Here is an 18,521-nt window from a genome sequence, read left to right on the forward strand (position 1 = left end):
TTTCCATCATAGACGCACGAGGCGCCGAAAAAACATCTCACACCAATAAAAAAGTCGTTTTTGTGTGGGCCGGGCGCCTCTTGCGGCTACGTTGAAATATCTCTAAATCACGCCGATAATGGCCCGTCCGGCCGCGTCGCACTCGCCGCTCTGGCGGGCGCGACGGGTCCTCCTGAGTTGCCGCGGCTTGAATGACCCTTCGCGACCCTTCGGGCGAACATGAAACTATTCACCAAGGGGCTGCTGCTGATTGCGGTGCCGAGCGTGGTCGAACTGGCGCTTCTCGGCTTCGTCTTCGATACCCAGGAAGAGACGGCGCAGGCCGCGCGATGGGTCGCCAACAGCAAGCAGATCCTTTATCAGTCGTCGGCCCTCGTCGATCCGTTGCTGCGTCAGGCCGCGCGCGTGCGCACCGGCATGGCGGTCGGCGATCCGTCGTTCATCGACCGGCATACGGTATGGATCGATCTCGGCGACCGTCTTCAGAAACTCGACGCGCTGGTCGGCGGCACGCCGCAGCAGGTCGAGCGAGTACGCAAGATGCGGCAGGCGGTCGACGCCTATCGCGCCCAGGCCGTGATGATCTCGCAGGCGCTGCACGAAGGGCGCGGCGTGGCTTCGTTCGCTGCGTTCGAAACCGGCGCGCTGCCGCGCCAGGTCGCGGTGTTTCGCGACGAGCTTGCCGCGTTCGGCAACGAGGCGTCGCGGCTCGACGCCGAACGCGGCGCGGCCCTCGCGCGGCGCCGCGAGCGCCAGCAATACGCGCTGATCGCGGCGGTGCTGGGTTCGATGCTGATCTGGGCGGCCACGGCGGTGGTGTTCGCGCGCAACATCGGCCGGCGGCTGGAAGTGTTGACCGATAACGCCGAGCGGCTGGGCAACGGGCGGCCGCTCGCCGCGCCGCTGTCGGGCAACGACGAAATCGCCGCGCTCGACACGGTGCTGCACGAGACCGGCGCGCGTCTCGCCGAGGCCGACGTGCAACAGGCCACGCTGAAGGCGCGGCTCGAGGCGCGCGCGAAGGAACTTGCGGTGGTCAACGAGGAATTGCGCCAGGAGACGCAAGACAACGAAATGTTCATCTACAGCGTGTCGCACGATCTGCGCTCGCCGCTGGTGAATCTGCAAGGCTTTTCGAAGGAACTTCAGGTGTCGTGCGACGAGCTGGACAGCATCGTCGATGCCGCCGGCTTGCCGGAAGCCGAGCATCGGCGCATGGCGCATATTCTGAAAGGGGACGTGCGCGAGTCCTTGCAATATCTGCGCACCGCGGTGACGCGGGCCGCGGCGATCATCGACGCGCTGTTGCGGATTTCGCGCGCCGGCCGGCTCGAATACCATTGGCAGCGGGTGAGCGTCGGCCGCGTGGTGGGCCGGGTGGTGGATGCGCTGGAAGGCGCGATCGGTCAGCGCGCGGCGTCGGTCACCGTGCGCGAGTTGCCGCCCGTGTGGGGCGACCCGACGGCGATCGAACAGATATTCAGCAACCTGATCGGCAACGCGCTTAACTACCTCGATCCGGCGCGTACTGGGCGCATCGAGATCGGCGCGCTGGAGCCCGATCCGGTCGATGCGACCGACCCGCGCGCGGTGCGCATGCGCACTTACTACGTGCGCGATAACGGCCTCGGCATTCCGGCCGCGTATATGTCGAAGGTGTTCCGCGCGTTTCAGCGTCTGCACGGCGACGTCGCGAACGGCGACGGCATCGGTCTCGCGGTGGTGCGGCGCATGGTGGAGCGGCACGGCGGGCGCGTGTGGGTGGAGTCGGCGGAAGGCGCGGGGTCGACCTTCTTCGTCGTGTTGCCCGAGCAGCCCGCGCGCGCCTGATGCGAGACGGGTCGCGGCAACGGGACACACCGCGGAAACGCCATGAACATAGATACGGATCGTTAGCACGGAGGGCGTATGAGTCACGGGGAAACGGTCGGCATCGTGCTGATCGAGGATGACGACGGCCATGCCACGCTCGTCGAGCGCAATCTGCGCCGTGCCGGCGTTTCGAACGGATTCCTGCGCTTTCGCGACGGCCAGCAGGCACTCGATTACTTTTTCGGCCCCGCGCCGGCCGAGGCCGCCGCCAGCGGCGCGGGCGGCGGCGCCTCCGAGCCCGCGGCGAGCGCTTATCCGTCGCGCGACGATCTGACGAATTTCGTCGTGCTGCTCGACCTGAAGATGCCGCGAGTGGACGGCTTCGAAGTCTTGCGGCGTCTGAAAGAGTCGCCGCGGACCGCCGCGGTGCCGGTGATCGTTCTGACCACCACCGACGACCCGCGCGAAATCGCCAGGTGCTACGAGCTCGGCTGCAACGTGTACATCACCAAGCCGGTCGAATATGACGCGTTCATCGAAGCCGTGCGCCGGCTCGGCTTCTTCCTGCAGGTCGTCAAGCTGCCGCCGGGCCATCGTTTCGCGGCGCCTTGAGGTAACGTTCATGTGAGCCGCACAGCCGCCGCTGGAAGTCACCTGAAAGTCACCCGAAAGTCGCTCGTGACAACATAACCACCAGACCTAGCCTAAAAGAAGATTCGCATGATCGAAGACGTGTCCACGCTGCCCGCCGCCTATGTGCTGGTCGTCGATGACGACGAAGGCATTTTGCGGCTCGCGCGCAAGTCGCTGGAGCGCGCCGGCTGCCGGGTAGCGATCTGCGCCAGCGTCGAGGCGGCCCACGAGCGGCTCGGCGCGGGCGGCCCCGATTTGCTGGTGCTCGACTATCAGCTCAGCGGACCGGAAACCGGACTCGACTTCTTTCGCCGCTTGCGCGCCGAAGGCGTGCGGATTCCCGCCATTCTCGTGACCGGCTTCACCGACGAATCGCGCGTGATCGAAGCGCTGCGCGCGGGCGTCTCCGACGTCGTGCCCAAATCCGGCGAATACCTCAATTACCTGCCCGAGGCGGTCGAGCGTGTGCTGTCGCAAGTGCGTTTGCAAAAAGCGTCGGACGAAGCCTTGCTGTTGCGCGACCGCGAACAGCATTACCGCACCTTGTCGGAGACGCTGCCGCATCTGGTGCTGACCTGCAACGCCGCGGGCGACTGCGACTTTCTCTCGAAGCAGTGGTTCGACTACACCGGCCTGCCCGACAACAGCTCACACGGCCTCGCGTGGCTAGATGCCGTGCATCCGGACGACCGCGAGGAAATCCGCCGCACGTGGCTCAACACGGTGGCGAACAACGCGGGCGACTACCGGCACGAACTGCGGATCCGTCGCCACGACGGCGAATACCGCTGGTTCGACGCGCGCGTGGTGGCGATGCGCGACGCCGAAGGCAAGGTCAGCAAATGGTTCGGCAGTTGCACGGACATTCATTCGCAGCGCGAGGCGATCGAGGAGCGCGAACGCCTGCTTGCCTCGGAGCAGGCCGCCCGTCAGATCGCCGAGGAAGCGAACCGCGCCAAGGACCGTTTTCTGGCGATGCTCTCGCATGAGTTGCGCACGCCGCTCACGCCGGTATTGGCGGGCGCGAGCGTGCTGGAGATGATTCCCGATCTGCCCGATCAGGCGCGTGCGAGCGTGCGCATGATTCGCCGCAACGTCGAGCTGGAGGCGCGGCTGATCGACGACCTGCTCGATCTCACGCGCGTGGCGAACGGCAAGCTGCGTCTGTCGCTGGAAACCGTCGACGTGCACGACGTGATGGACAGCGTGCTCGAACTTTTCCGCAGCGAGATCCAGGTCAAGCAGCAGGACGTGCACGTGCACAAGAACGCGAAGCACCATTACGTGCTGGCCGATCGCGCGCGCTTGCAGCAGATGCTATGGAACCTGATCCGCAACGCCGCCAAGTTCACGCCCGATGGCGGCCACATTTACGTGCGCACGCGCGACGAACGCATGCAGGTGCAGATATCGGTCGAAGACACGGGCATCGGCATCGAGCCGGAACAGATCGGCAAGCTCTTCAACGCGTTCGAGCAGGGCGACCAGAACATGACGCGGCAATTCGGCGGCCTGGGCCTCGGTCTCGCGATCACGAAGGCGTTGACCGATGTGCACGGCGGCACCGTCACCGCGCAGAGCCCCGGCGCGCATTGCGGCGCGACCTTCACGATCACGCTGCCGACCGCCGCTGCGCCGGCCGGCACGCCGTCCGTCGCCGTGCCTGACGAAGTGCATGCGGCCGGCCTGCTGAACATCTTGCTGATCGAGGACCACGTGGATACCGCCGAGGTGATGGCGCAACTGATTCGCAGCCTCGGCCACGAAGTCACGACGGTCGGCCGCGTGGACGATGCGTTGGCCGCCACGCAGTTGCAACGCTTCGATCTGGTTGTCAGCGACGTGGGCTTGCCCGACGGCACCGGCCTCGATTTCATCAAGGCGTTCCGCGAGCATTCGGATGCGCCGGCGGTCGCGTTGACCGGCTTCGGCACGGATGAAGACGTGCGTCGCTGCTTGAGCGCCGGCTTCACTTCGCATCTAACGAAGCCCGTTAATTTCGGCCAGTTGGAGACGATGATCGAGGGCGCGGTGAACCGAAAGGCGCAGCAAGGCGCTTAGGAGTTGCGCGTAGCGCCCGGTATGAAAGCGGACAGCGTGAAAAAAGGCCTGTTGCGACAAATCGCAACAGGCCTTTTTATTGGCGCCGCCCAATCGCGGGTTCGCGGCCTAGCGCGGCGAGTTCTTCAGCGAATCGCGGATTTCACGCAGCAGCAGCACGTCTTCAGGCGGGGGCGGCGGCTCTGCCGCTGCGTCCTCGGCCGGCCTGCGCAGATTGTTGATGAACTTGACCATCAGGAAAATGATGAACGCGAGAATGACGAAGTTGATGGCCACGGTAATGAACGAGCCGTAGCCGAACACCGCGACGCCTGCCGTCTGCAGATCTTTATACGACTCGGGGCTGCCCTTGAAGCTGGGCGGAATATCGCCGAGGCGAATGAACTTGTTGGAGAAATCGAGGCCGCCGGTGGCGACGCCGACAACCGGCATGATCAGGTCTTTAACAACGGAATTGACGATGGTGGAAAACGCGCCGCCGATAATCACGCCGACTGCCAGATCCACCACGTTGCCCTTGAGGGCGAATTCTTTGAATTCCTTGACCATGCTCATTGAGGTTCCTCCCGAGAATCGATAAACGAATCATACCAACGTCGGACGGATAGGCGAGTGCTTCGGGCAGGGAAAACGAGGCGCCGTTCTTTAGCCCGGAAACTGTGACTCGCCGTGGCGGGCGCGTTCGATATGCGCGGCAAAACTGACCGGATCGGTATTGGTGCCGCACAGCAGCACGCCCACCCGTTTGCCTTGCAGCTTTTCGCGTAGCGGTCCGAGCAAGCCCGCCGTGGCGGCGGCGCAGGCGGGCTCCACAGCCAGCTTGAGTTGACCGAACAAGGTCAGCATGGCCGCGCGCAACTGGTCGTCGGAAACGGTGACGAGATCGTCGATATGACGGCGGCACAACTCGTAGCTGTATTCCTCGGTATGCGGCGACATCAGCGAATCGGCGATGCCGTGCATCTGGCCCATCTTGACCGTGTGATTGGCCGCAAAACTCCTGCCCATCACGTCCGCGCCCTCGGGTTCGACGCCGTACACGTGCACGCGCGGATTCGCGAGCCGCATGGCCGTGGCGACGCCCGCGGCGAGACCGCCGCCGCCGATCGGCAGGATCACGGCTTCGAGGTCGGGCGTTTGCGTGACCCATTCATAGCCGAGCGTGGCCGAGCCCAGCACGGTGCGATAACCGTTGAACGGATGCACGAAATAGCGGCCTTCCTCGGCCTCGATACGGCGCACCAGTTCGAACGCCTCGGCGATGTTTTCCGCGAACACGATCTCGGCGCGATACTGCCGGCACAATGCCACGCGCGCCGGGTTGGCCGCGCGAAACAGCACGACCTTCGCGCCGATGCCAAGACGCATGGCCGCATACGCCACCGCCACCGCGTGATTGCCGCCCGACACGCAGGTCACGCCCGCGCTGCGTTGCGCTTCGTCGAGTGCCAGCAGGTTGGTGAACGCGCCGCGCGCCTTGAAGCTGCCGCCCGCTTGCAGCAGCTCGAACTTGAAGTTCACCACCGTGCCTTCCATCGACGGAAAGTCGAGCCTGTCGAACACCGGCGTTCGCGCGACCCACGGCGTCAACGCGAAGTGTTGCGTCGCGATGTCGTCGAGCGTGGGGATCGGCTCGCCGTCGATCGTGTGGTCGGTATGCAGTGGCGTGGCGGTGGACATGGCGGGGGCGCTCGTTCGTTTGGTATGGGTGAGACGGTGCGTGGCGGCGGACGGTTTCAGTGTGCGTGCGCCTCGACCGACATGCTGTGAATGAACTTGTGCAGGAAGCGCTCGCATGCCACGAGTTGATCGAGCGCGACGAATTCGTTGGCCTTGTGCGCCTGCTGGATGTCGCCGGGGCCGCACACGATGCTCGGAATGCCCGCCAGCGAAAACAGACCGGCTTCGGTGCCGTACGCGACCTTGCGTTTGTCCTGATCGGCGGTCAGGGCGCGCACGAGTTGCGTGATCGCCGCCTGTTCCGATGAATCGAGCCCCGGCGCCGCGGCGATCCTGGTGATCTCGATGGCCGCCGACGGATGCTCGCGCAGCATCTTCGGCAGCAGCGTTTCACGCGCGTACTGATCGATGCGCGCGAAGATCGGTTCGGGATCGAGCGTGGGCAGGTTGCGGAATTCGAACTGGAATTTGCATTCGGCCGGCACGGTGTTGATCGCATTGCCGCCGACGATCGTGCTGGTCTGCGCGGTGGTGAAGGGCACGTCGTACAGTTCGTCGAACGGACCTTGCTCGCGGAACTGATCGGCCATGTCGCGGATGTAGCAGATCAGGCGCGCGGCGTACTCGATCGCGTTCAAGCCCTTCGGCGTGAGCGACGAATGCGCGGCCTGGCCGCGCACGCAGCACTGGTAAGCGTTGATGCCCTTGTGCGCGACGATCGGGCGCATGCTGGTCGGTTCGCCGACGATGCAGCCGTCCGGCTTCACGCCGCGCTTCATCAGGTCCTGAATCATGAGCGGCGCGCCGGCGCAGCCCACTTCCTCATCGAACGAGAGGGCGAGGTGGATCGGCCTTGCGAGCTTCGCGCGCTGCATGTCGGGCACGAGCGCCAGCGCCGCGCCGATGAAACCCTTCATGTCGCACGTGCCGCGGCCATACAGTTTGTCGCCGCGAATTTCCGGCTTGAACGGATCGCTGTCCCATTGCTGGCCGTCCACCGGCACCACGTCCGTATGGCCCGAGAGCACCACGCCGCCGTTGGTTTCGCCGTCGTGCGCGGGGATCGTCGCGAACAGGTTGGCCCATTTGCCGCTCGCGTCGTGCGTGAGCGTGGCTTCGATGCCGGCCGCGCGCAGTTCGTCGCGCACGGTTTCGATCAGGCCGAGATTCGGGTTGCGGCTGACCGTGTCCATCGACACGAGACGGGTGACCCAGGGAAGCGAAACCGGCGACGAAGCGTTCTGTGCGGAAGCGGATAGGGAAGAGGGCTGCGCTGATTCAGCGACATGGGACATGACGGACTCCGGCATTTGAGTCTTTCGATCATATCCCAAAATATGCCCCTTTCGTGCGCCGCGGCGCGCGTTTGCGCGTTGCAACATGAGCAAAAACGCGGGACGTGGCGCGTATTCCCGAACTTCGCGCGATCGGCGCCGAAAGCGGACGTCAGCGCGCGGCGACCGGGGCCGCGGTGCCGCGGCTCGGCGCGCCGAGTGCGCGCAGCGTCTCCTTCACCGTCGCGACGCGTACCGCGAGATCGGGGCTGCGCGTTTCGATACGCAGCTTGTCCTGGCCCGCGAGCTTGATGTGCTTGTGTTTCTGCACCATCTCGATGATCCGCATCGCGTCGACCGGCGGGTTGGGGATGAACTGCAAACCAATCACGGCTTCGCCCGCGTCGATCTTCGAAATGCCCAACGGCTTCGCCGCGAGCCGCAGACGATGCGTCTCCACCAGCGCGTGCGCTTGCGGCGGCAACTTGCCGAAGCGGTCGATCAGCTCTTCCTGAATGCCGTCGATCGAATCGTTGTGTTCGCAGTTGGCGAGGCGCTTGTACAGCGACAGACGCTCCTGCACGTCGCCGCAATAGTCCGCGGGCAGAATCGCCGGCGCGTGCAGATTGATCTCGGTGGTCGCGGCGAGCGGCGCGGTGAGGTCCGGCTCCTTGCCTTCCTTGAGCGCCTTCACGGCGTCGTTCAGCATGTCGGTGTAAAGCTGGAAACCGATCTCGTGAATCTCGCCCGACTGCTTGTCGCCGAGCACTTCGCCGGTGCCGCGAATCTCCAGGTCGTGCATGGCGAGATAGAAGCCCGAGCCGAGTTCCTCCATCTGCTGGATTGCTTCGAGCCGGCGTTGCGCCTGCTTGGTCAGACCTTGCGGATCGTGCACCAGCAGATACGAATACGCCTGGTGATGCGAGCGGCCCACCCGGCCACGCAACTGATGCAACTGCGCGAGACCGAACTTGTCGGCGCGGTGAATCAGGATGGTGTTGGCGGTGGGCACGTCGATGCCGGTTTCGATGATCGTCGTGCACAGCAGCACGTTGGCGCGCTGCGCGACGAAGTCGCGCATCACGCGCTCCAGCTCGCGTTCGTGCATCTGCCCGTGCGCGACCGCGAGGCGCGCTTCGGGCACCAGGGCTTCGAGCATTTGCCGGCGATTCTCGATCGTCTCGACTTCGTTGTGCAGGAAGTAGACCTGGCCGCCGCGCTTCAACTCGCGCAACATGGCCTCGCGGATCACGCTGTCTTCCTCGCGGCGCACGAAGGTTTTGATCGCGAGGCGCTTTTGCGGCGCGGTGGCGATCACCGAGAAATCGCGCAGACCTTCGAGCGCCATGCCGAGCGTGCGGGGGATCGGCGTTGCGGTGAGCGTGAGCACGTCGACTTCCGCTCTGAGCGCCTTCAACGCTTCTTTCTGACGCACGCCGAAACGGTGCTCCTCGTCGATGATCACGAGCCCGAGCCGCTTGAACTGCACATCGGAGGAGAGCAGCTTGTGCGTGCCGATCACGATGTCGACGCTGCCTTCGTTGATCTGCTGGATGGCCGCGTTGACTTCCTTGGTCGACTTGAAACGCGACAGTTCGGCGATGCGCACCGGCCAGTCGGAGAAACGGTCGGAGAAGGTTTGCGTGTGCTGTTCGGCGAGCAGCGTGGTGGGCGAGAGCAGCGCCACCTGCTTGCCGCCCATCACCGCGATGAAGGCCGCGCGCAACGCCACCTCGGTCTTGCCGAAGCCGACGTCGCCGCACACGAGCCGGTCCATCGGCTTGCCGCTCGTCATGTCGCCGATCACGGCGGCAATCGCCGCGGCCTGATCGGGCGTTTCCTCGAAGCCGAAGCTCTCGGCGAACTTCACGTAATCCTTCGGTTCGAGCGCGAATGCATGGCCCTCGCGGGCGGCGCGGCGCGCGTACAGGTTCAGCAGTTCGGCCGCGGTGTCGCGAATCTGTTGCGCCGCCTTGCGCTTGGCCTTTTCCCACTGGCCGGAGCCGAGCGAGTGCAGCGGCGCGCTTTCCGGATCGGCGCCGCTGTAGCGCGAGATCACATGGAGTTGCGCGACCGGCACGTAGAGCTTGCTGTCGCCCGCGTATTCGAGGTGCAGGAACTCGGTTTCGCCTTCGCCGAGATCCATCGTGACGAGACCCATATAGCGGCCGATGCCGTGCTGCGAATGCACGACGGGATCGCCCACCTTCAACTCGGACAGATCGCGCACCATCGAATCGACGTTGCTCGCCTGTTCCTGGCGGCGGCGTCCCGCGCGGCGCGCGAGCGGGCCGTATAGCTCCGTCTCGGTGATGATCGCGATGCCGTCGACCGGCACGGCAAAACCGTTCGCGAGCGGCGCGACGCCCAGCGAGAAACGCTCGTCGCCGGTGAGCCAGTCCTGGAAGCTGTCGCTCGAAACGGGTTTCAGATGATTGTCGACCAGCAGTTGCAGCAGCGTTTCGCGACGGCCCGCCGATTCCGCGGCGAACAGCACGCGGTTCGGCGTGGTCTCCAGGTAGGCGCGCAAGGCCGCGACCGGATCGTCGGCGTGACGGTCGATCGCCAGATTCGGCAGCGGCAGCGACCAGCCGCCGCCGGCGTTGCCGGGCAGCGCGAGCCGCGCGAACGGCTTGGCGAACGTGAAGAAGTCCTCATCCGACAGAAAGAGACGCTGCGGCTCCAGAATCGGCCGGTCGCGATCGTGCGAGAGGAAGTTGTAGCGCTGCTTCGTGTCGTTGGTGAAGCGCCGGATCGCGGCGTCCAGATCGCCGACGAACGCCAGTTGCGCGCCTTCGGGCAGGTAGTGGAACAGCGTCGCGGTTTCGTCGAAGAAAAGCGGCAGATAGTATTCGATGCCCGCGGACGGCACGCCGTTGCCGATGTCCTTGTAGATCGACGCGCGGCTCGGATCGCCCTCGAAGGTTTCGCGCCAGCGGCTGCGGAATGCGGTGCGCGCGGCTTCGTCGAAGGGGAATTCGCGGCCGGGCAGGAGGCGCACGTCCTTCACCGGATAGAGGCTGCGCTGCGTGTCGGGGTCGAAGGCGCGGATCGAGTCGACCTGATCGTCGAACAGGTCGATGCGGTACGGCAAGGGCGAGCCCATCGGGAACAGATCGAGCAGCGAGCCGCGCACGCAGTACTCGCCCGGGCGCACCACCTGGCTCACGTGCTCGTAGCCGGCGAGCGTCAATTGCGCCTTCAGCCTCGCTTCGTCGAGACGCTCGCCTTGCGAGAACGCGAACGTGTAGCCCGCCATGAACGACGCCGGCGGCATCCGGTAGAGCGCCGTGGTGGCGGGCACGAGCAGGATGTCGCAGCGGCCCTCGCCGAGATCGTGCAGCGTGGCGAGGCGCTCGGAGACCAGATCCTGGTGCGGCGAAAAGCTGTCGTAAGGCAGCGTTTCCCAGTCGGGCAGCAAGCGCACGCGGGCCTCGGGCGCGAAAAAGCCGATTTCCTGCGACAGACGCTGCGCGTCGACCGCGCTTTCGCACACCACCGCCAGTAGCGGCACCTTCTCGCGATAGGCGAGATGGTAGCGGGCGATCAGCAGCGCGTCGGACGAGCCGTGCGTGCCGTCGAAGACGAAACGCTGGCCGGCCTTGACGAGCGCGACGGGCGGGGAGTATTGCGATGATGCGGCGATGTCTGGCATAGAAGAGAAAAGGCGGCCTTGGGCTCACACGTGACCGGCAAGTTTACGCGTGTCGGGGCGTGGATGCGAAGGACCTATTATAAAATCCGTCCTTTACTTTCACTTCGCGGCATCCGCACTCGTGACTTCCCGCCTATTTGCCCTGATTCCATGCGCCGGCACCGGCAGCCGTTCCGGCGCCGCGATGCCCAAGCAATACCGCACCGTCGCCGGCCGCGACATGCTGCATTTTTCGCTGGCGGCGTTCGACGCGTGCAGCGAGTTTGCACAAACGCTGGTCGTGATCGCCGCCGACGACCAGCACTTCGACGCCCGCCGCTTCGGCGGCTTGCGCTTCGCGGTGCGCCGGTGCGGCGGGGCGTCGCGCCAGGCGTCGGTGCTGAACGGGCTGCATGCGCTCGCGGAATTCGGCGCGCGCGACGACGACTGGGTGCTGGTGCACGACGCCGCGCGGCCGGGCATCACGCCCTCGCTGATCCGCACGCTGATCGGCGCGCTGAAGGACGATGCGGTCGGCGGCATCATGGCCTTGCCGGTGGCGGACACCCTGAAGCGGATCGACGCCGCCTCGACCGACGGGCGGATCGCCCGCACCGAGGCGCGTGACGGCTTGTGGCAGGCGCAGACGCCGCAAATGTTCCGCATCGGCATGTTGCGCGAGGCGATTTTGCGCGCGCACGCTGACGGTCACGATCTGACCGACGAAGCAAGCGCGATCGAATGGCTGGGCCATGCGCCGAAACTCGTGCAGGGCAGCTTGCGCAACTTCAAGGTGACTTATCCGGAAGACTTCGATCTGGCCGAGGCGATTCTCTGCCGGCCCGCATCGGCTTCCTGATTCGACGACTTCAAATTTCAATTACCGGACTCGACGCAGATGGATTTCAGAATTGGGCAGGGCTATGACGTGCATGCGCTGGTGCCGGGGCGTCCGCTGATAATCGGCGGCGTGACGATTCCTTATGAGCGCGGATTGCTCGGGCATTCCGATGCGGATGTGCTGTTGCATGCGATTACCGACGCTATTTTCGGCGCGGCCGCTATGGGCGATATCGGCCGGCATTTCTCCGACACCGACGCGAAGTTTGCCGGCGCGGACAGCCGGGTTTTGCTGCGCGAGTGTTTTGCCCGCGTGACGGCCGCCGGATTTTCCATTGCCAACGTGGACAGCAGCGTGGTGGCTCAGGCGCCGAAGCTCGCGCCTCATATCGAAGGCATGCGGGCCAATATCGCGGCTGACCTTGGCTTGCCTGTCGAGCGGGTCAACGTCAAGGCCAAGACCAATGAGAAGCTGGGTTATCTCGGGCGAGGCGAGGGGATCGAGGCGCAGGCCGTGGTTCTGTTGCTCAAGAATTGAGCCGCCGGGCAGGCCTTCAAACGAAGGGCGCGCGGCGGCGAAAGTAATCGCCGCGCCGCGCGTCGTCAACGCGTTTTTATTCCGCGGCAATGCACTGCGCCGCGGCATTGATCACCGCCGCAATACGCCCCACGTCGCGCAATTGAGTGGTGCTCATGCCTTCGGCCACCAGTGTGTCGAAATGCGATTTCACGCAGAAATGGCATTTACCGATAATCGACGCGGCCAGCGCATACATTTCAAACCGCCGCTTATCGACCCCGCCATGCGACGCATAGGCATTCATCCGTAATTGCGCCGGCTGCGATTTCAAATCCGCGTTATCCGTCATTTCCACATACGGATACCAGACGTTATTCATTCCCATCAACGCCGCGGCGGTCAGCGCGCCATTCGTTTCTTCCGGAGATAAAACCCCGGCGTTGCGAATCGCATTCACGATGACCGTGCTCTTCGCGGCGAACGCCGCCGCGAGCGCCACGCCGACCGCGTCGTTGCCTTCCAGCGAAGAGCGCGCAATCGTCCCGTCAAGATTCAGCCGAATGTCCTTGGCGTAGTCGGGCACGAGCGCCTTAATCGAAGATAAGAATTCCATTGGCATCTCCTATCAAGTTGTCGATAAAAAAGCCCGCGGCTTTTCCAAGCCTGGCGGGCTTCCGGCGCCACGGCTTACAGCGTTGCGCCGCCGACCGCGCGGTTGCACGGGCAGAGTTCGTCCGTTTGCAGGCCGTCGAGAATCCGCAGCACTTCTTCCGGGTTGCGGCCGACGTTCAGGTTGTTGACCGAAACGTGCTGGATCGTGTTGTCCGGATCGACGATGAACGTGGCGCGCAGCGCGACACCGGCTTCCTTGTCGCGCACGCCGAGCTGGTCGATCAGTTCGCCCTTGACGTCGCCGAACGAATAGTGGTTCAGCTTGCTCAGGTCTTTGTGCTCGCGGCGCCATGCCAGCTTCACGAACTCGTTGTCGACGCTGCCGCCCAGCAACACCGCGTCGCGCTCCTCGAAGTCCTTGGCCAGCTTGCCGAACTCGACGATTTCCGTGGGACAGACGAACGTGAAATCCTTCGGATAGAAATAGAGGATCTTCCACTTGCCCGGAAACGACTGCTCCGTGATCTCTTCGAACGCCGAGATGCCGTTTTCTTCGTGGTTGTTGAAGCCCGGCTTGGCAGCCGTGACGGTGAACGCTTCGAGTTTGTCGCCAACAGTTTTCATGCGAATGCTCCTTCGTGTGTTGGAAAAAACAGCATGTTTGAGGCTATCAGCTCGTCATCGCGAGCGCGTTGCAAGGTTTTCAACTATAGCTCTATTGAACTATCCGTTCAGTAGTTTTTCGCTAACAACCCGGATAGTTATTATTCAACGCGGATGACCGGCGGTTCCGGCAGCGCGCTTGGCTTGACGCGGTCAAACGCCTTTCGCGAGCGGGAACTCGATCGTCACCTCGAGCCCCGGTCCTGGCGTGCGATTGCGCAGCCGCAGCGCGCCGCGGTAGCGGCCCACCAGGCGTTGCACAATTGCCATGCCAAGGCCGGTGCCGTTCGCCTGGGTGCGCGCGGAATTCACACGATAGAACGGCCGTGTGACAAGCGCTAGCTGGTCCTCCGGAATACCTGGACCTTCGTCGACCACCGAAAGTTCGACCCGCGAGTGCGACACCCGCGTTTCCAGAATCACGTGCGGAATGCCGTCGCCGTCGCTCAAACCGTACTTGCGCGCGTTCTCCAGCAGATTGCCGACCACGCGCCGCATATCGGTTTCGTCGGCTTCGATCACCGCCGAGGGCGCGAGGCGCGTGATCAGCCGCATGCTGTCCTCGCTTTGCATCCGCGCGGCCAGCTCTCCCGCGATCACGGACAGGTCGACCGGTTCGGGCACCCGCTGCACCGGGCGCGCGTAATCGAGGAAGCGGCCGATGATCATGTCCATCTGCTCGATGTCGTCGACCATCGCGTCCTTGGTCGCCTGGTCGGACGGGCTCATTTCGGTTTCCAGCCGCAGCCGCGCGAGCGGGGTGCGCAGATCGTGCGAGATGCCGGCGAGCATCAGCGCGCGGTCGGCCTCGAGCTGTTCGAGGTCCTGCACCATCTGGTTGAAACTGCGATTGGTTTCGGCGGCGACGCCCATGCCGCGCTCCGGCAACGGCTCGGGCGACTGGCCGGAGCCGACCTTGCGTGCGGCCATGGCCAGCCTGGCGAACGGCCGGTTCACGAGACTCGTGATGAACGCCGCGCCGAACAGCGACAGCGCGAGCGCGAACACGCCCCAGCCGGCCCATTGCAGGCCCGTTGCGTTGTCGAGCTGGTCGCGGTCGAGCGCGACCCAGTAATCGTCGTCGTCGATCTTGAAGCTGATCCACACGCCCGGGATGTCGTTCACGCTCTGGGCAATGATGGTGTCGTCGCCGAGGCGCCCGCGAATGTCGTGTTCGATCAGCCGGTTTAGCGACTCGTCGGGCTGGAGCTTGTACTTGTCCGTGGTTTCGCGCGGATACACGCGGACCCCTTCGTTGCTTTCCAGATCCTGCAGCAACGCGCGCCGCAGGTCGGGATCGGAATAGAGGAGCGCGGTGCGCGTGAGCTTGACGATGGCGACCAGTTGCAACGCCACGCGCTGCGCGCGCGGCTCGCGTTCGATCACGCGAAAGCTCTGGAACCAGGCGGCGAGACTGACCGCGATCAACAGCGCGATCAACAGAAAGGTCCGCCAGAAAAGGCCGCCGAACGCGAGCGTCAGGAGGCGCCGGTCGATCCGCATGGGCCCTTCTTATCTGGAACTATCTTGCATGGGACCAGAGTAAGCGCTAAAGCGCCAACTCCAGTCGACACGGGAGGCGAGAACAAACTCAGGCTGCACCGTCGGGAATGAACACGTAGCCGAGACCCCAGACGGTCTGGATGAAACGCGGGCTCCCCGGATCGGGTTCGATCAGCTTGCGCAGACGCGAAATCTGCACGTCGAGGCTGCGGTCGAACACTTCATATTCGCGGCCGCGCGCGAGTTCCATCAACTTCTCACGCGACAGCGGCTGACGCGGGTGGCGCGCAAACACTTTCAGCACGGAGAACTCGCCGGTGGTAAGCGGAATTTCTTGGCCGGCCTTGGTGAGCGTACGGGTGGCGAGATTCAGCGCGAACTCGCCGAATTCGAACACTTCGGTGGTTTCGGACGGCGCGCCCGGCAACTCCGACGGCGACTGGCGGCGCAGCACCGCATGAATCCGTGCGACCAGTTCGCGCGGATTGAAGGGCTTGGGGAGATAGTCGTCGGCGCCCATCTCGAGACCGACGATACGATCGACGTCTTCACCCTTGGCCGTCAGCATGATGATCGGCGTGCGGTCGTTGCTGCCGCGCAGGCGGCGGCAGATCGACAGGCCGTCCTCGCCGGGCAGCATCAGATCCAGCACCAGCAGATCGAAGCGCTCACGCACCCACAGCTTGTTCATGGATGGCGCGTTCTCGGCAACATAGACGTTGAAGCCCTGTTCACCGAGGTAACGGCGCAGCAGATCGCGCAGGCGTGGATCGTCGTCGACGACGAGGATTTTCGAAGGGTTTTTGGTTTCCATGGTCGGCATCTTAGCGCGATTAGAAAGTGGTGCGCGGTTGCATCATTTATCGGGTTACAGTCAGTTACAAAATTTACCCGCCATGTGGCACGACGTAAAGCATCGACAGTTAGACTCCTTTACTGAATGCGGCTGTTCGGTGGATACTTCACTCGACTAAAACTCACGCGCCCGGCTCGTTACCGGGTTGTATACGCATTGAGGTAGCCGGTTGCCGCGCCACGAAGGGAACAACATGAAGGGAGGGGTTTGGCCGAATGTGCGTCTACGGGTGATTGCACTGGCGGTAGCCGGTACGATTGCAGGCTCACTGGCACCAACGCTCGCCCATGCCCAGCCTTCCGCCGACAGAGCTGCGAGTGAGCACGCGTCCAGACCCGCCAATCCGCGGGCAAACCGCCGCAACGCGAGTAACGCCGAACGCCCCGCCTCAGACGCGATGTTGCGCACCGCGATTCCTTCCGATCTCGATCAACATCGCCGCGACGGCCATATGACGCCCGACGAGCGGCGCCTCCTACGGCAGCATATCGAAGACGCCGTGCGCGAACTGTATAAGCGTTAGTCAGTTTATGTGACGGTCGCCGCCTGGCTGCCGCGCGGCTTTCACGTCAGGGTTCTCCAGCCCTTGGCCCGCGCGAAAAATTTCGTTGCACTTCTCTCGTCAACTTTGCCATCCGTTCTACCGTTGAGTGGCGAGGACGCGGCACCTGATCGCCTGCGCGATTGCTGTTACTTGACATTCCGCCAACCCGGATGACCGATGACCCAATTTCTCACAGGTGGAAATCGCCGCGGATGGTTTGCCATCGCCGTCATCACGTTGGCGGCGACGTACGGTTTGCAGACGGTGGCCGTCGCGCAGCAGAGCCCGCCTCGTGTCTCGCACGTCAAACATCGCACGCCGGCCCAGGCCTCCGCTGCGTCCGGCATTGAACAAAACATCCTTGCTGTGGACGACGCGCGCTTCTTCCTGACGCGCGTCGGCTTTGCGCCGGACAGCGCCGAGCTCGCGCAATACGTCGGACTCACGCGGGCCCAGGCCGTCGACAAGGTGCTCGCAACAGCACGAACCGAAGCTGTCACGCCGTTGCCTGAGTGGGTCTTCGAACCGGTCCCGACACGTGAAGCGCGCAAGGCGTGGACCGCCGAGCAGCGTCGCGACGAGCAGCGCTTGCGTCGGCAGCGTTACGAAACATTGCGGGCATGGTGGGTGCGCGAGATGCTGGTCACGCCGTCGCCGCTGACCGAACGCATGACGCTCTTCTGGCACAACCATTTCACGTCGGGCCAGGACAAGGTTCAGTTTCCACAACTGATGGCGCGGCAGAACCTGCTGCTGCGCCGGGAGGCGCTCGGCAACTTCGGCACGCTGCTGCACGAGGTCGCGAAAGACCCGGCGATGCTGCAGTATCTGGACGGCGCCAGCAATCGCAAGGGCAAGCCCAACGAAAATTTCGCCCGCGAAGTGATGGAGCTATTCACGCTCGGCGAAGGGCATTACACGCAGCGCGACGTTTCGGAAGCGGCGCGCGCCTACACGGGATGGAGCCTCGATCCCGACACGCAGGCGTATCTGTGGCGCGCCAGCCAGCACGACGACGGCGAGAAGACCGTGCTCGGCCAAACCGGTTCTTTCGACGGCGATCAGGTGCTCGACATTCTGCTCGCACGGCCGGAAACCGCCACGTTCGTCACGACCGGGCTGTGGCGTGAATTCGTCTCCGATACGCCGGATCCGGCGCTTATTGCGCCGATCGCGGCGCAGTTCCGCGCGAATCATTACGAGGTTAAGGTGGCGTTGCGCGGTCTCTTCATGAGCGACGCTTTCTGGGACGAGGGCGATCGCGGCGTGCTCGTGAAGTCGCCGGCGGAATTCGTGGTCGGCACGCTGCGCGCGTTCGACATCGGTTACGACAACACCGCGCCGTTCGCCGCCCAGATCCGCACGCTCGGCGAAAACCTGTTATACCCGCCGAACGTCAAGGGATGGCCCGGCGGTACGACATGGATCAACAGTTCGACGCTGCTCGCGCGCAAGCAATTCGTCGAGCAACTGTTTCGCGCCACTGAAACCGCCGGTCCGCGGCGCATGAGCGATTCGATGAACGCAAACGGCGAGGCGAGCGGCAGCGCCGCGCCGCGCGACATGCGGACGAATCCGCCGATGCAGCGCGCGACGGCGCGAGGCGCTCGGGATGCCAGGGGCGGCGTGCGCTTCGACATCGATAGGTGGCTCGCACAGTACAACACCGCGCCGACGGCGAAACCGGGGCTATCGGCCGAGCTACAACTTCAGCACGCGGTCTTGCCGCTTGCGCCGGTGAACGCGATCGACACCGATTCCACCGCGAGCGCTTATCTGGAAGCGCTGCTGATGGATCCGACGTATCAGCTCAAGTGAGCGCGAACCGCTGAAATGAACGGTCCGGCGGCGAGAGTGTGACGCGCCGTGACAATCGAACGAGGTGCAGT

The 18,521-nt window shown here is 64.2% G+C and carries 15 protein-coding genes; 7 read left to right on the top strand and 8 right to left on the bottom strand.

Going from position 1 to position 18,521, the window contains the following annotated elements; all coding sequences use genetic code 11:
• Positions 1-219: 219 nt before the first annotated feature.
• The 3 genes from CUJ90_RS07935 to CUJ90_RS07945 all read left to right on the top strand — a co-directional run bounded on the left by CUJ90_RS07935 (position 220) and on the right by CUJ90_RS07945 (position 4,506).
• On the top strand, positions 220-1,830 hold the full coding sequence (locus CUJ90_RS07935) for a sensor histidine kinase (RefSeq protein ID WP_114162359.1): 1,611 nt from the start codon (positions 220-222) through the stop codon (positions 1,828-1,830).
• A 78-nt stretch (positions 1,831-1,908) separates the two neighbouring features.
• Positions 1,909-2,424, top strand: coding sequence for a response regulator (locus CUJ90_RS07940; RefSeq protein WP_083083629.1), 516 nt, complete (start codon positions 1,909-1,911; stop codon positions 2,422-2,424).
• 108 nt (positions 2,425-2,532) lie between these two features.
• A complete protein-coding gene (locus CUJ90_RS07945; protein ID WP_083083630.1) occupies positions 2,533-4,506 on the top strand; it encodes a hybrid sensor histidine kinase/response regulator in 1,974 nt (657 codons plus the stop codon).
• A 108-nt stretch (positions 4,507-4,614) separates the two neighbouring features.
• Here the strand turns inward: CUJ90_RS07945 and mscL are convergent, their stop codons facing one another.
• From mscL to mfd, 4 genes are all read right to left on the bottom strand, one after another.
• The gene (mscL, locus tag CUJ90_RS07950; protein WP_073426749.1) at positions 4,615-5,061 is read right to left on the bottom strand and encodes a large conductance mechanosensitive channel protein MscL; all 447 of its coding nucleotides are present in this window, start codon (positions 5,059-5,061) and stop codon (positions 4,615-4,617) included.
• Between the two features lie 90 nt (positions 5,062-5,151).
• Positions 5,152-6,186 (bottom strand): threonine ammonia-lyase, encoded by a 1,035-nt coding sequence (locus CUJ90_RS07955; RefSeq protein WP_073426748.1) that lies wholly within the window; start codon positions 6,184-6,186, stop codon positions 5,152-5,154.
• A gap of 56 nt (positions 6,187-6,242) precedes the next feature.
• Positions 6,243-7,481 (bottom strand): acetylornithine deacetylase, encoded by a 1,239-nt coding sequence (gene argE, locus CUJ90_RS07960; protein ID WP_073426939.1) that lies wholly within the window; start codon positions 7,479-7,481, stop codon positions 6,243-6,245.
• A gap of 151 nt (positions 7,482-7,632) precedes the next feature.
• The gene (gene mfd / locus CUJ90_RS07965; RefSeq protein ID WP_114162360.1) at positions 7,633-11,115 is read right to left on the bottom strand and encodes a transcription-repair coupling factor; all 3,483 of its coding nucleotides are present in this window, start codon (positions 11,113-11,115) and stop codon (positions 7,633-7,635) included.
• Positions 11,116-11,236: 121 nt separating this feature from the next.
• Here mfd and ispD point away from each other — a divergent pair, with 121 nt between their 5' ends.
• Positions 11,237-11,953, top strand: a complete 717-nt coding sequence (ispD, locus tag CUJ90_RS07970; protein ID WP_114162361.1) for a 2-C-methyl-D-erythritol 4-phosphate cytidylyltransferase — start codon at positions 11,237-11,239, stop codon at positions 11,951-11,953.
• Between the two features lie 39 nt (positions 11,954-11,992).
• Entirely contained in the window at positions 11,993-12,472 is a 480-nt protein-coding gene (ispF, locus tag CUJ90_RS07975) for a 2-C-methyl-D-erythritol 2,4-cyclodiphosphate synthase (protein ID WP_073426745.1), read from the top strand.
• 76 nt (positions 12,473-12,548) lie between these two features.
• On the opposite strand, the gene CUJ90_RS07980 is transcribed toward ispF, so the two are convergent.
• From CUJ90_RS07980 to ompR, 4 genes are all read right to left on the bottom strand, one after another.
• Positions 12,549-13,067: a carboxymuconolactone decarboxylase family protein gene (locus CUJ90_RS07980; RefSeq protein ID WP_006048914.1), complete on the bottom strand. Its 519-nt coding sequence runs from the start codon at positions 13,065-13,067 to the stop codon at positions 12,549-12,551.
• Positions 13,068-13,141: 74 nt separating this feature from the next.
• Positions 13,142-13,690 carry a peroxiredoxin gene (locus CUJ90_RS07985; RefSeq protein WP_073426744.1) on the bottom strand — a complete coding sequence of 183 codons (549 nt, stop codon included), beginning with the start codon at positions 13,688-13,690 and terminating at the stop codon, positions 13,142-13,144.
• 192 nt (positions 13,691-13,882) lie between these two features.
• Complete coding sequence (locus CUJ90_RS07990) at positions 13,883-15,232, bottom strand: ATP-binding protein (RefSeq protein ID WP_073426743.1); 1,350 nt, start codon at positions 15,230-15,232, stop codon at positions 13,883-13,885.
• Positions 15,233-15,320: 88 nt separating this feature from the next.
• Positions 15,321-16,055, bottom strand: coding sequence for an osmolarity response regulator transcription factor OmpR (ompR, locus tag CUJ90_RS07995; RefSeq protein ID WP_006048917.1), 735 nt, complete (start codon positions 16,053-16,055; stop codon positions 15,321-15,323).
• Positions 16,056-16,281: 226 nt separating this feature from the next.
• Here ompR and CUJ90_RS33185 point away from each other — a divergent pair, with 226 nt between their 5' ends.
• Positions 16,282-16,611: a hypothetical protein gene (locus CUJ90_RS33185; RefSeq protein ID WP_073426742.1), complete on the top strand. Its 330-nt coding sequence runs from the start codon at positions 16,282-16,284 to the stop codon at positions 16,609-16,611.
• 198 nt (positions 16,612-16,809) lie between these two features.
• On the top strand, positions 16,810-18,450 hold the full coding sequence (locus CUJ90_RS08005) for a DUF1800 domain-containing protein (protein ID WP_114162362.1): 1,641 nt from the start codon (positions 16,810-16,812) through the stop codon (positions 18,448-18,450).
• Positions 18,451-18,521 lie beyond the last annotated feature (71 nt).

This window comes from Paraburkholderia terricola (genome assembly GCF_003330825.1).
Lineage (GTDB): Bacteria > Pseudomonadota > Gammaproteobacteria > Burkholderiales > Burkholderiaceae > Paraburkholderia > Paraburkholderia terricola.